Source organism: Desulfobulbus elongatus DSM 2908, assembly GCF_000621145.1.
Taxonomy (GTDB): Bacteria; Desulfobacterota; Desulfobulbia; order Desulfobulbales; family Desulfobulbaceae; genus Desulfobulbus; species Desulfobulbus elongatus.
The window spans coordinates 47394-60847 of the sequence record NZ_JHZB01000009.1; the positions used below are offsets into that span (position 1 = coordinate 47394).

The 13454-nt window shown below is 66.6% G+C and carries 10 protein-coding genes; all 10 read right to left on the minus strand.

Annotation, left to right across the window (positions count from 1 at the left end; all coding sequences use genetic code 11):
• Nucleotides 1-45: 45 nt before the first annotated feature.
• A complete protein-coding gene (locus Q362_RS0106750; RefSeq protein ID WP_028318066.1) occupies nucleotides 46-1281 on the minus strand; it encodes an FTR1 family iron permease in 1236 nt (411 codons plus the stop codon).
• A gap of 5 nt (nucleotides 1282-1286) precedes the next feature.
• Complete coding sequence (locus tag Q362_RS0106755) at nucleotides 1287-3362, minus strand: transglutaminase TgpA family protein (protein WP_028318067.1); 2076 nt, start codon at nucleotides 3360-3362, stop codon at nucleotides 1287-1289.
• On the minus strand, nucleotides 3359-4306 hold the full coding sequence (locus Q362_RS0106760) for a DUF58 domain-containing protein (RefSeq protein ID WP_211248456.1): 948 nt from the start codon (nucleotides 4304-4306) through the stop codon (nucleotides 3359-3361). The genes Q362_RS0106755 and Q362_RS0106760 overlap by 4 nt, the downstream gene beginning before the upstream one ends.
• Nucleotides 4303-5250 (minus strand): AAA family ATPase, encoded by a 948-nt coding sequence (locus Q362_RS0106765; protein WP_157469931.1) that lies wholly within the window; start codon nucleotides 5248-5250, stop codon nucleotides 4303-4305. The genes Q362_RS0106760 and Q362_RS0106765 overlap by 4 nt, the downstream gene beginning before the upstream one ends.
• A 231-nt stretch (nucleotides 5251-5481) precedes the next feature.
• Nucleotides 5482-6678 carry an omptin family outer membrane protease gene (locus tag Q362_RS19515; protein WP_157469933.1) on the minus strand — a complete coding sequence of 399 codons (1197 nt, stop codon included), beginning with the start codon at nucleotides 6676-6678 and terminating at the stop codon, nucleotides 5482-5484.
• Complete coding sequence (locus Q362_RS19520; RefSeq protein ID WP_051553804.1) at nucleotides 6675-8945, minus strand: DUF3438 family protein; 2271 nt, start codon at nucleotides 8943-8945, stop codon at nucleotides 6675-6677. Before Q362_RS19520 ends, Q362_RS19515 begins: the two co-directional genes overlap by 4 nt.
• Before the next feature lie 23 nt (nucleotides 8946-8968).
• A complete protein-coding gene (locus Q362_RS22115; RefSeq protein ID WP_157469935.1) occupies nucleotides 8969-9490 on the minus strand; it encodes a hypothetical protein in 522 nt (173 codons plus the stop codon).
• A gap of 1 nt (nucleotide 9491) precedes the next feature.
• Nucleotides 9492-10736, minus strand: a complete 1245-nt coding sequence (locus Q362_RS0106785) for a type II secretion system F family protein (RefSeq protein WP_028318070.1) — start codon at nucleotides 10734-10736, stop codon at nucleotides 9492-9494.
• 3 nt (nucleotides 10737-10739) lie between these two features.
• Nucleotides 10740-12359, minus strand: coding sequence for a GspE/PulE family protein (locus Q362_RS0106790; protein WP_028318071.1), 1620 nt, complete (start codon nucleotides 12357-12359; stop codon nucleotides 10740-10742).
• Complete coding sequence (locus Q362_RS0106795; protein ID WP_028318072.1) at nucleotides 12359-13447, minus strand: type IV pilus twitching motility protein PilT; 1089 nt, start codon at nucleotides 13445-13447, stop codon at nucleotides 12359-12361. The genes Q362_RS0106790 and Q362_RS0106795 overlap by 1 nt, the downstream gene beginning before the upstream one ends.
• Nucleotides 13448-13454: the final 7 nt, after the last annotated feature.

Sequence of the window (13454 nt, forward strand, 5' to 3'; positions counted from 1 at the left end):
CCGGCCCTCCCTCGCGGCTGCGGCATCCCCTGCCGGGAATGTCGTTCATTGCGAGGGGGCGTCCCGCCGGACCACGTCGGCAGCGGCCACGCCGTCCGCGCCCGGCTTCCGCCTGACGCGCAGCCAGATCCAGCCCAGCGGCAGCAGCCCCACCACCACGGCCTGGCAGAGCATGGACTCCACGGTGGGGAACACGCCCAGCCAGCTGATCATCGGCCAGCCCTCGAGCTTGGTGGTGTGGAGCAGGCCGCTGACCTGCAATTCCAGGATGCCCTGGCCGGCGAAAACCAGGGCCATCAGGTAGAGCAGCACCGCCGTGCCGCCGAAAAACAGGCCCAGGGGCAGGCGGATCGAGGCCAGCCGCACCACCAGGTAAACGATCGCCAGGCCGACCACGGCCAGCGCCATGCCCACGGCGATGGCGTGGAACTCGCCGCTCGTTCCCGCCATCAGCGCCTGGTAGAACAAAATGGTCTCGGCGCCCTCGCGGAACACCGCCAGGAAGGCGACAAATCCCAGGGCGAACAGGTTGCCCCGGCTCAGGGCCCGGTCCATGGTCTCCTTGATGAAGGCCTGCCAGCGGTCGGCATCCCGCTTGGCGGTCAGCCAGTAGCTGACGTAGACCAGCACCCCGGCGGCGATGAGCATGGTGACGCCCTCGATGGCCTCCTGCTGGGCGCCGGAGGTCTTGACCAGGGTGTTCAGCAGCCAGGCCGCGCCGATGCTGGCCCCCAGGGCCCAGACCACCCCCTGCCAGATCACCCCGACCTTGTCGCCGAAGCCGGACCGCCGCAGATAGGCGACCAGGGCCGCCACCACCAGCATGGCCTCCACGCCCTCGCGGAACAGGATGATGAAGGATTGCAGCACCCGGCCCCAGAATCCCGTTTCGCCGTCGGCCCGCGCATAGTGGACCACCGCGTAATCGAGATCCGTTTTCAGCGAGGCCCAGGTGGCCGCCAGCGCCTGCTTGTCCTGGCCGCGCATGGCCTGGCTGATCAGGAGGCTGAAACCGGACTCGATCTTGAGCATGAAGGCGTTGTCCTTGAGGCCCAGGGTGAACTCCATGCCGCTGGTCTCGAAGATGTCGAAGTAGATCCGGGAAAATTCGTTGCCGGTGGCCACGCCGGTGCCGGCGGTATAGGCGGCCAGGGCCGCGTCGCCGCGCTGGACGATCTGTTCGACCACCGGGCCGTAGTTCTCGGTGGCCTTGCCGGCGGCCGAGGCCCAGCCGGCCCATGAAAGCAGGAGCAGGACAACAAGGAGCATTCGTGTGTGCATGGTTCTCACGTCATGGAAAGGAATCGTTCAATCTGCCGCCGGAACAACTGCGCGGCCCCGGGGTCGTGGTTGCCGCCGTAGCGGATGTCGATATAGCGGCCGACGATGTCCTCGGCCGCCGAGGTCAGCTCGGGCCGCTCCCGGCGAATCCGGGCCAGGAAATCGCGGGGGCATTCCTGCGCCGTCTTGGCGACGCCCTGCTTGGCCATGCGCCGGCAGAATCCCGCCCAACTCCGCGCCACCCGGTCCATGGCCTTCCGGCTGCGCCGCCAGGCCACGGCGCCGTAGAGCGAAAGCACGCCCAGCACGCCGGCCACGCCGCCGATCAGCAGGTCGGCCCAGTTGCTGTCCGGCAGGCCCACGCCCTTGAGCAGCTCCATCTGGCGGTCCGGGTTGTAGTTGATCACCCATTTCTGCATGGAACCGAACACCGAGGCCCAGTCGGGCAGGGTCCAGCCCTTGTCCGGACGCGGTGCCGGCGCCTTGGCCTTGGGTTCGCGCTTCGCCTCCCTGGGCTGCTCCGCCGCCTGGCCCTCCTGCTTCATTTCGACCACCGTGGCCGGCTGCGGCATCTCCTTGGGCTTGGCGGCCGCGCTCTTCTCCTCCGGCGGCGGCGCGACGATGTCCAGCGCCTCCACCCGGCTCCAGCCCTGGCCGTCCTGCCAGATCTCCACCCAGGCGTGGGCGTCGGCCTGCTTGACGATGACGAAGTTGGTCAGGGCGATGATGGTGCCGCCCCGATACCCGCTCACCAGCCGCGCCGGAATACCCGCCGCCCGCATCAACATGGCGGTCGCGCCGGCCAGGTATTCGACGCCGCCGCGTTTTTCATCGAAGAAGAAGCGGTCGAGCAGGTTTGCGCCCGGCTCCACGATGTGGGCCTGCTCGAAACGGTAGCCGCCGGCGGCCAGCGTCGTATAGACCTGGTGGACGATCTCGCCCGCATCGCGGTGTTCCCCGGCCAGTTGCCGGCCCAGGGCCAGCAGGCGCGGATTGGTGTTCTCCGGCCAGGCCAGGGCCCGCGCCCGCTGTTCGGGGCTCAGCCGGTCGCCGGCGCTGTAGTCCAGGTAGGAGAGCATCTGCAGCTTGGGTTCGAAATCGTCGATGCGGCGGATGCTCAGGAGCTGCAGATCCTCGGAGATCATCGATTCCGGCGCCGGCGCGGCGGGCACGTCGAGGCCGTAGAGCCAGCGGCCGCCGTTGGGCATCACCCGCAGGGTGTAGCGCACCGGCGTATCCCTGGTGTGCAGGATCCGGTCGAGCTGGGCCTTGGAGCGAATGGCCCCTTTCAGCAATTGATTGCGGTCGTCCCAGTTGTCGGCCAAGGTCCAGTTCTCGCCATCGTAGTCCCAGAACACCGGGCCGCGCCAGTACAGCCGGCTCTTGAAGGGCACCGCGCCCTCGAATTCGGCCACCAGCACGTTGCCATTTTCCTGCTTGGCCCGCTGAATGCCGCCGGGCTCCAGCACCTTGGCTTTGCCGAATTCACCGTTGTCCCGGTCCATGAGCGCCTTGACCGGCAGACCGAAGGCCAGGCCGATGTCCCACAGCGGCCCCGGAATGCGGGGAAAGGTGAGGAACAACAGCAGCATCAGCGGCAGGCCGAGCACCACCAGCAACCCGGCCCGCCGCACCAGGAACAGCGGTTTGCCGCCCTCCATGTGGATGGCGATCAGGCTCAGGGTGAGGGCGAACACCACCGCCAGCATGTGCAGCAGGTTGAGCAGGCTCTCGAAGGAGAGCGCGCCCACCGCGGCCAGGATCACAGCGGCGAAGATCAGCAGGAGGAAGTCGCGCCGCGTGCGGGCCTCGCCCCACTTGAGAAAGACCACCGTAATGAAGAAACTCAGCACCGCGTCGCCGGCAAACCAGCTCTCGAAACTGAACCAGATGCCGGCCACGGCGGCCGCCAGCAGCACCAAACCGGCAGCGCGGCCGTACCAGCCCCGGCGCCATGTGCCGGCATACTGGAGCAGGCCGCCGGCCAGGGCGATAGCCGCCACCCACCACGGCAGGCGGATGAAACTGGGCAGGGCCGCCATCACCAGGGTCAGCAGCACCCAATGTCGCGATTCGTTCATGCGCCTTCCCGCTCCTCCGTGCCGTGCAGCGCCAGCGTTTCCAGGCAGCGGCGCAGGTGTTGTTCCTCGGCGGCAGGCGGCAGGACGGTGCCGGGCAGTTCCAGGCCGTATTCCCGGCCCTGCCGGTGCGCGTCCAGGACCCAGCGGCACAGTTGCGACAGGGTGTCCTCGACCCCGGCGGCGCGCACGTCGCTCCAGCGCAGCCACAGGGCCGCCTGCCCCTGGGCGCCGTCGAATTCCTTGGTGTAGAGTTCGTCGAACCGGGCCAGCGCCTTCCAGGAGATCCGGGAGAGCGGATCGCCGGGGGCGTAGCGCCGCATGTCGGTGTAGGACCCGGCCTCCCTCCACTGATGGGCATTGCGGTTGGCTTGAAGTTCCGGCAGGGGTTGCTCACCCCTGGGCGCGGGATAGACCAGGATCGCCGGCAGGTCGCCGACCGGCAGCCGCGCCTCGAACAGCCCCAGCGGGAAGGCGCTGCGGATGGTGGCCGCCAGGTGCGGCAGTCGTCCCCGTGTTGGCGCCGGCCGCCTGAGCGCCAACTCGGCACGGCCGCCGGCTGCCAGCCGCGCCTCGCCGGCCGGCGGCAGTCCCCGCGCGCCAACCCGCACGCCGTAGCGATCCTGGCCGCCGCGGTTCTCCACTTCCAGCCGGCAGACGGCCTGCTGCCCGGCAAAGACCGGCTCCACCCGCCAGTCGGCGGCAACCAGGCCGGCCACATTGGCCCTGGTGAACCACCACCCCACCAGGGCGATGGCGACCAGCAGGAAGGTCATGGCAAAAATCAGGTTGTTGCTGAAGTTGATCGACAACAGAAAACCACAGGCGATCAGGCCGAGAAAACCCCAGCCGGCGGGCGCCAGGCGCAGCCGCAGCCGTCTTCCTTTCAGCGGCCAGCGCAGCTGCATCTGCAGCAGCGACCGCATGGAAACGGAGTCGGCGCTCATTCCACCGGCACCTGGGCCAGGATCTCCTCGCCGATGCGGGCGGCGGCAATGCCGCCGGCCAGCGGCGCCAGCCGGTGTCCGGCCAGGGCCGGCAGCACCCGCTGAATATCGCCGGGCAGCAGCTTGTCCTCGCCGTGCAGCAGGGCCCAGGCCTGGGCGGCCCGCAACAGGCCGAGCCCGGCCCGGGTCGACAGTCCGGCCTGAAACAGGTTCGAGGTGCGGGTGAATTCGAGCAGCCGGTGCAGATATTCCAGGACCGCGTCCGAGGCGTGCACCTGTTCCACTTGGCTTTGCAGCGTGATGAGTTCGGCCGGCGTCACGATCGGCTCCAGGGACTCCAAAAGCCGCCGCCGGTCCTCGCCGCGCAGCAGTTCGAGTTCCGCCTCCCGGCCGGGATAGCCCATGGCGATCCGCAGCAGGAAGCGGTCGAGTTGCGATTCGGGCAGCGGGAAGGTGCCGGTCTGCTCGGTCGGGTTCTGGGTGGCGATGACGAAAAAGGGCTCCGGCAGCGGTCTCGGCGCACCCTCGACGCTCACCTGCCGCTCCTCCATGGCCTCCAGCAGCGCGCTCTGGCACTTGGGCGTGGCCCGGTTGATCTCGTCGGCCAGGAGCAGTTGGGTGAACACCGGCCCTTGGGTGAAAAAGAATTCGCCCCTGTTGCGGTCGTAGACCGAACAGCCGATGATGTCGCCGGGCAGAAGATCGCTGGTGAACTGCACCCGCTGGTAGCTCAGGCCCAGGACCTTGCCCAGGGCGTGGGCGAGCACGGTCTTGCCCAGGCCGGGCACGTCCTCGATGAGCAGGTGCCCCCGCGCCAGCAGGCAGGTCAGGGCCATCTCGATCTGCTCCTCCTTGCCCAGGATGATGCGGTTGAGCTGCGCCAGCACCGGCGCCAGCACGGCCCCGGTGGTCTTCTCGTCATGGTCTGTGGTCATGATGTTCATGTTCATCCTTTTCAATTGCTGATGACCGACACACTCGTCGGTCCATTTGCCTCGTCGTTGCGGTCGGGTGTGCACGCTGAGCATCCCGGCCCGGTCGAAATCAATCCCGTCGTCCGGCTCGGCGGTAGGTTGGGCTGACGAAGGAAGCCCAACAAAAACGGCTCTCAATCCAACCGCCCACCCCAACACATTGCCGGGTCCATGCGGCTTCCTTGCCAAGGGAGCGTCAGGTCAGAACTTGAACCCCAGTCCGACGATAACCGCATACGATTCCCATTCCGCCTCGTTGAGCGGGCCAGCCACCACCGAACCGTCGGAAAGATAGGTGGTGTCGGTGCCCGAGTCGGCCTCGAACCTGCTGTACCTGAAGCCCACCGTCCAGAACCACTTGGGATTGGGGGTGTAGCGATAGGTGATCGAGGCAACGATACCGTCGCCGTCGGAATCGTGCTCGTAGCTGACCGGATGGGCAAAATCGCCGCGCAGGTTCCAGTTGGCATCGGCCTCGTAGTCGGCCCAGTGGTATTCCAGCGAGGCCAGCAGGGCATGGCTCTGGTCAAAGACCAGTTCCATGTCCAGGCCGATCCAGGGGCCGGCCCAATGGGCGTCGTAATTGCTGTCGAGCCCATCGAACGGACCAAGCGGCATGTTGAAACCGTAGTCGGCAATGACCTGCACGCCATCGGTCATATCCAGATCCTGGGAATGATAGGAATAGCCCACCAGGGGCATCAGGTGCATGTACCGGTCGCTACCGGACAGCGGCAGGTCGAAGCGGTACCCCACGCCGATGGTGGCATCGACCAGCGAACCGCTGTCCGAGTCGGAATACGAGCGGGAAAATTCGTAAGTCCGGTTGTTCCCCAGGTAATCCGAATCCTGGACATCGCCGCTGAGGGTGCGGCCGATATCGAAGCCGCCCCTGACATAGAAGTTGGCGCTGTTGCTCCAGCGCAGGGTCCCGGACAGGGTCAGGCTCTCGATATCGTCGTATTGCAACTCCGAGAGGATGTTGGGACGGTAATCGCTGTCGGCGATGTTCCAGTTCACGCTGTCCCAGCGGTAGCCGGCACCCAGGGTGAAGGAAGACGGATAGGCCAGGGTGCGCGGCCGGCTTTTCCCCGACACCAAGGCCTCCCGCTCGGCGGCGGACTCGGCCGTGGCCTCGGGCGGCAGCACCGTCATCGGTGTGGGTTCGGCCGTCTCCACCGGCCGGGACTCTTTCGTCGCCGGCTGGTCTTCGCCATCGGTGCTGAAGGTGATCACGTCGCTTCTGCCCTGCCCCGGCGACAAAATCATTTTCAGTTCCGCCGGCGGCTGGTCGGCGGCGCCGGCCATGGCCGTCCCCAGGCTGCCCAGCAGGACGGACGCGGCCAGCATCGCCTTGCGCGCCGACGGCTGCGGTCTTCCGTGTCGATGATGCATCATTTCCCCCCCAATCCCATGGTGTTGGCGAACGGTTGCTCCGAAATCAGATACAGATAGGTGAAATCCCCTTCCCTGCCGGCCGGTGCCAGCTGCTGCGTCTCCAGGGTGGCGGCGTTCCAGGTGCCGCGCATTGTGCCCACGTCGAGCACCACTTCGCTCCTGGTGGTGTTTTCGACCTTGAGGGCGGTGATGTAGTGAAAGCCGTTATGCCAAGCCGCCATCGGGGTCACCCGCACCCCCTTGTGGGGGAACAGCGCCACTTCGCCCAAAGCCGGCAGATGGACCGGCTTGACGCTGCCCTCGGGCTTGCGCAGCAGCAGGGTCATGCGCACCTGCTTGGCCGCCACCCGGGTCAGTTCGATGAAGCTCTGATTCAATCCGTCGATTTCCTTGCCGCCGGCCGCGCCCCTGGCGGTTTCGCGGGATTTGTCGAGTTCGTCGAAGTACAGATCCATTTCGTTGGGATGGCTGCTGAGCTTGCTCAGGCGCTGGCGGGTGATGGCCTCGCCCTGGCTGGGGGCGCTGAGCACATGGGGGGTGATCAGCAGCACCAGTTCGGTCTTGACATTGGTCTTCGCATCCTCGCGGAAGAAAAACCCGAGCAGGGGAATGTCGCCCAGCACCGGCACCTTGCTGGAGGCGTCGTTCTTGGTGGTGCGCATCATGCCGCCCACGGCCACGGTCATGCCATCGTGGGCCAGGACCGTACCCTCCAGGGTGGAGGTGTTGACGGAATCGATCGTGGCATAATCCAGGGTGTTGCCCACCACGACCGGGACCTTGCCGCTGTTTTCAGCCACGCTGGATTTCTCGTGGACTATGCGCATCACCACCGACCGGTCGGCGTTGATCGAGGGCAGGATGCTCAGGGTGTCGCCGACGCTCCGCACCTCGGTTTCGGGCACGACCACCGAGGTCACCCGGACAACCTCGGCGGTGGCTTCGGTGACGTCGACCGATTCGGTGGTGAACCCGGTGGTCATCACCCGCTCCTGGCCGATGAACAGCTTGGCCGGGTGATTGTTGGCCGCCAGCAGCATCGGCGTGGCGATCGAACTGATCCGGCCCTCCGCCTCCAGCAGTTGCAGCCGAACCCGCAGGTTGCCGCTCAGGGCTTGAAAGACGAGGGTGCTGTCTCCGATCAGGTCGAAATTGCCCGAGCCCACCGCCGTGCTGCCCACGGTGGTGGCATCGGCATTGAACGGATTGGTCACCTGGCCATCGTCCGGTCCCCGCTTCTGGTTGCCACTGATGCTGCTGATGTCGAAGGCCGACTGGAACTCGTCGTTCAACTGCACCTCAAGCACCTTCATCTCCAGCAGTACCTCCGGCACCTGCAGGTCGGACTCCTCGATGATGCGGGCGATCTCCTCCATGGCCTTCTCGTCCGAGGTGCGGACAAAGAGCATGTTGTGCATCCGGTTGATGGTCACATAGATGGTGGGCTCCTGCTGTTGCTTCGAAACCTGGCCCAGGGCCGACTCGGAGATCATCTGGGGCTGCCGTTTCTGCATCTCCTCCAGCAGGGCCAGTCTGGCGGTGGTCAGGTCGGCCGCGTCCGTTTTTTGCTGAGCGGCGCTGCCGCCCCTCTTGCTATCGGTTCTGTCCCTGCTCCTCCGATTCCTGCTCGATGACGAGGAGCTGCTCGATTCATCTTCATCGTCCATGGTGCCTTCATCCATGTTTTCCGCAAAGGCCCCCGAAGCGCTGCCGACCGTGTAATCGTCGCCCAGGAACCGGTTGGCCTTGCCCTCCAGTTGCACCCGCTCGCCGAACAGGTCGGCGATGGTCCGGGCCGCGATGCCGACATTGAGGTACTTGAGTTTGAAGGCCCGCACCGGTTCATCGCGGAAGACCACGATGTCGCGGCCGTACTCCTCGGTGGTCATGATAATGAAGGTGCCGGTCTTGCTGTTGTAGCGGTACCAGAGCCCGGCGATGCGGCACAGGCTGTCGACGATGTCGGTCACCGACAGGTCGCGGATGAAAAAGGTGATCTGCTTCTCGCCGGCGGCGGTGGTGGCCACGATGTTCACCCTGGTCAGTTCGGAGATAACCCGGACCGCATCCAGGACCCTGGTTTTCTTGAATTCCAGTTCCCTGACGGAGATCGCCTCGGCCCGGGCATTTCCCTGTCCCTGGGGCCATTCCCTCCGTTCGGCACCGTGGGCCGTCCAGGTTCCGGCCAAAAGGCAGAACGCCAGCACCAGCAGCACCGGCCGAAAGCAGGTCGATGACCGACGGAACAGGGAACTTTGCCACACCATGCGCGCCTCTCTCCTCTCGTGCCTCAGCGCACGATGATTCTCTGGTTCAACGAGCCATACTCCACCACCAGGTGCAGTCGGTCGATCTTCTGCACCCGGATCACCGAGTCGATGGCGAAATCGTGCAGTCCCACGGTATCGCCCTCGCGAACGATATAGACATCGCCGCCGACCAGCTCCAGCAGGGCCAGCACTTCACCGTCCTTGCCCTGGAGATGGCCGCGCAGCCGCATCGTGGGCACCTTGTCCGGCTGTTTGACCGGCGTGAACTCGGACTGGGCAACCAAGGCGGCCGCCGCATTCGGCTGATCCTTGAGCAGCAGCAGCCGGGCCGAGGGCGCAAAGGGATTGCGCGGCCCCTGCGATCCGCCCAGGCTACCGAGGATCCCGGTCGCCGTCGCCGGGATTTCCCCCTGATCCAGGGACAACAGCGGCTGTGGCTGGACAATATCGCTATCTCCCGGCACCGCCCCGGCCCCTGGCCGGAACCAGCAGAGCGCCATGACCAGGACCGGCAGCATTCTTTTCCATCCGCGTCGTTTCATCTCACATCCCCCGATTGGATACCGACATGACCGCCTGAAAAAAGGCGTAATAGACAAAGCCTACCATACCGCCCACCATCACGATCAGCATGGGTTCGATCATGATCGAGATCATCTTGACCTTGGCGGCCAGTTCCTTCTGGTAGTATTCGCCCACCCCGTGCATGACCGTGTCCAACTGGCCGGAACTCTCGCCCACCGCCGCCATGTTGCGCATCATCAGGGTGATGTGCGGCTGTTCGAAGGCCTTGGACAGGGGTTTGCCCGCCAGCAACCCCTCGGCCGCCCGCCTGAAGCAGTGGCTTACCGCCAGGTTGCCGATCACGCCGCCGGTGATGCGCAGCGACTCCAGGGCGGTGACGCCGCTGGACAGCAGCATCGCCAGGCACCAACCGGCCTGGGCCATGGCCGAGGCCCGGATCGCCCCGCCGATGACCGGGATGGCCAGGAGCACCCGGTCGATGACCTGTTTGCCCTTGGGCTGGGTCATGGCGACGAGGATGCCGAAAATCACGGAGCCGGCGACAATGCCGAGCACCTTGCCATGGTCGAGCGCCCAGGCGGAGACGTCCATCAGCATCTGGGTCGAGCCCGGCAGGGTGGCGTTGCGGGCACTGAGAAAGGTGGCGAAGCGGGGAATGACCCCCACCACCAGAAAGATCACCACCCCCACCGCGGCGATCAGCACAAACGAGGGATAGAGCATGGCCGAGAACAGTTGCTGTTTCAACTCCCGGCTCTTTTCCAGGTTGTCGGCCAGGCGTTCGAGGATCGAATCCAGGTTGCCGCTCTGCTCGCCGCTGGCGATCAGGTTGGCGACCATCGGCGAAAAAATATTTTTTTCCCGGGCCACCACCGCCGAGAAACTGGCCCCCTTGCGGATCTCGTCGCTCATCCGCCTGAGCGCCCGCTTGAGCCGGATCTTGGCCACCATCTCGCAGTTGGCGTCCAGGGCCGTGACCAGGGTATAGCCGGACCGCAGCATCAGCGCGGTCTGGCGGAAGAAGACGACCAGATCGCCGGCCTTGACTTTGAGGTATTGCCCGGGGTTGAGCAGCGCCGCCACGGTGCGCAGCCGGGCGCGCAGGCCGCCGCCGGAACGCGACCAGGTGCCCTCGCGCAGTTCGAGCACGTAGATGGCCCGCTCCCTGAGCAGCCGCCGCGCCTCCTTGACATCCTTGGCCTCGACCTGACCCTGCTGGTTCTGGCCCCGGCCGTCGAGGCCGGTGTAGGAAAAGACCGGCATGGCTTACCCCTCCACGCGGAGGTGCAGGACCTCGCGCAGGGCGGCCTCGCCGGCCATCACCTTGGCGCAGGCGTCCTGCCACAGGGTGCGCAGGCCGGTGGCCATGCGGTGGATGTCCTTTTCCCCGGCCCCTTCGGCGATGGCCATGCGCAGGTCGCGGTCGATCCACAGGGCCTCGAAGATGCCGATCCGGCCGCGAAACCCGGTGCCCAGGCAGAACGAGCAGCCCACCGGGTCGCAGATCTCCGCGCCGCTGTCCACGGCCAGCCCGAGCAGGTGCAGTTCCTCTGGCTCGGCCGGACGCCGGCGGCGGCAGTGACGGCAGAGCCGCCGCACCAGCCGCTGGGCCATGACCCCGATCAGGGTCGAGCCGATCAGGAACCGCTCGGCGCCGATATCCGCCAGCCGGGTCACCGCGCCCACCGAGTCGTTGGTATGCAGGGTGGAGAGCACCAGGTGGCCGGTCATGGCGGCACGCAGGCCGATCTCCACCGTCTCCTTGTCGCGGATCTCGCCCACCAGGATCACGTCCGGGTCGTGGCGGAGGAAGGAGCGCAGGGCCTGGGCGAAATTGACCTTGCCGCTCACCTGCACCTGGCTGACCCCCTCGATCGGCTGTTCCACCGGGTCCTCGACCGTGAGCACGTTCATCTGATCCACCTTGAGTTCGCGGATGGCGGCGTACAAGGTGGTCGACTTGCCGCTGCCGGTGGGTCCGGTGACCAGGATCATACCGTAGGGCCGGGCGATGGCGCCGCGGAACTCGGCGAGGATCGCCTCCGGCATGCCCAGGTCCTCCAGGCTCAGGTTGCCGGTCTCCTGCCCGAGGATGCGCATGGTGCCGCGCTCGCCCCACCTGGTGGGAATGGTGGCCACGCGGATGTCGGTTTCCGGGATGTCCCAGTTGGTGATGGTGTACTTCATGGCTCCGTCCTGGGCCATGCGCTGCTCGGCGATGTCGAGCCCGGCCAGGACCTTGATCCGGTTCATCAGCGCCTCCTCCTCGGCCAGGCTCAGGAGGCGGCCGTAATTCTGCATCCGACCGTCCACCCGCAGCCGGATGCGCATCCCTCCCTCGACGGGTTCGAAGTGGACGTCCGAGGCTCGCCGCAGGTAGACTTCCTTCATGATGTCGTCGAGCAGTTCGACCGGGTCGCTCTCCTCGTCCGCCGCGGCCAGAGCCGGGAGGATTCCCTCCTCGCCGCTGCGCAGCACGGCCGCGCGCAGGGCGCGGGGATCGGCCAGGGCCGGCAGCAGTCGTTGCCCCACGGCCCGTTCGGCCCGCTCCAGGGTGAGCCGGTCTTCCGGGTCGGCCAGGACCAGCAGCCGCTCGCCGCCCCTGCACACCGGCAGCATCGGCCGCTGCTGGCGCATGGTGCGCGGCAGCAGGGCCAGGGTTTCCCGGTCGGCCTTGAGTTCGTCCGGCTGGAGAAAGGGCATGCGATGGGTATCGGCCAGGGCCTGGTACAGGGCCGCCTCGGGGAAACGACCCGCCCGGGTGATCACCTCCAGCAGCGGCAGCCGCTCGCGCTTGGCCTGCAGGCGCAGGCCCTTGAGCGCCTCCGCCTCCACCAGCCCCACCCGGATGCCGGCCTCGATCAGGGTCGTCTCGGTGACCGCCATCAGCGTCGTTCTCCTCCGGCCACGCTCAGGTGTTTCTTGAAGCCGTCCTTGTCGTTGCAGAGATCCAGGGCGATCTCCTTGCCGATCTTGCCGTTTTTCACCAAGCGGGCCAACTCCTGGTCCAGGGTCCACATGCCGTCCCTGGCCCCGGACTCCATCATCGAGTAGAGCTGCCTGGTCTTGGAGTTCTGGATCAGGTTGGCCGCCGCCGTGGTCACCATCAGCAGCTCCACCACCGGCACCCGGCCCGTGCCGTCCAGCGAGGGCACCAGCCGTTGGGCGATCACCGCCCGCAGCACCATGGAGATGCGATGGCGGGCCACGCCTTGCTCCTCGCCCGAGAAGTAGCCGATGAACCGCTCGATGGCGCCGATGGCCTCGCCGGTGTGCAGGGTCGAGAACACCAGGTGCCCGGTTTCGGCGGCGATGATCGAGGCCTGCATGGTTTCCAGGTCGCGCATCTCGCCGACCATGATCACGTCCGGGTCCTCGCGCATGGCGGCGCGTACTGCCTCGGCATAGCTGGGCACGTCGCGGTGAACCTCGCGGTGGTGCACCAGGCTCTTGCGGCTCTGATGCACGAATTCCACCGGGTCCTCGACCGTGAGGACGTGGCACTCGCGGTTGCGGTTGATCTCGTCGAGCAGGACCGCCAGGGTCGAGGACTTGCCGCTGCCGGTGGCGCCGGTGACCAGCACCAGCCCGGATTTGAGATAGGCCAGCTCGCGCAGCCGCGAGGGCAGGCCCAGTTCCTCCAGGCTGAGGATGTGCTGATCCAGGTGGCGAACGGCCATGGCCGGCTTGCCCATCTCCCGGTAGCAGTTGATCCGGAACCGCTCGCCGTCGCTGGACGAGTGCCCCAGGTCGGCGGTCCAGCGCTCGGCGAACTCGCGCCGCTGCGCCTCGCTCATGACGGCGTCGGCCATGGCGGCCACCGCCTCGGCGGTGTAGACAGTCTCGCCGGAGGCCCGCAGCCTGCCGTTGATCCGGTAACTGATCGGTTTGTTGCTGGAAAGGTGCATGTCCGAGGCCCCCTGCTCGACGCAGCGGCGCAGCAGACCGTCCAGCTGTTCGCCGTATCCGTCCACGTTCGTC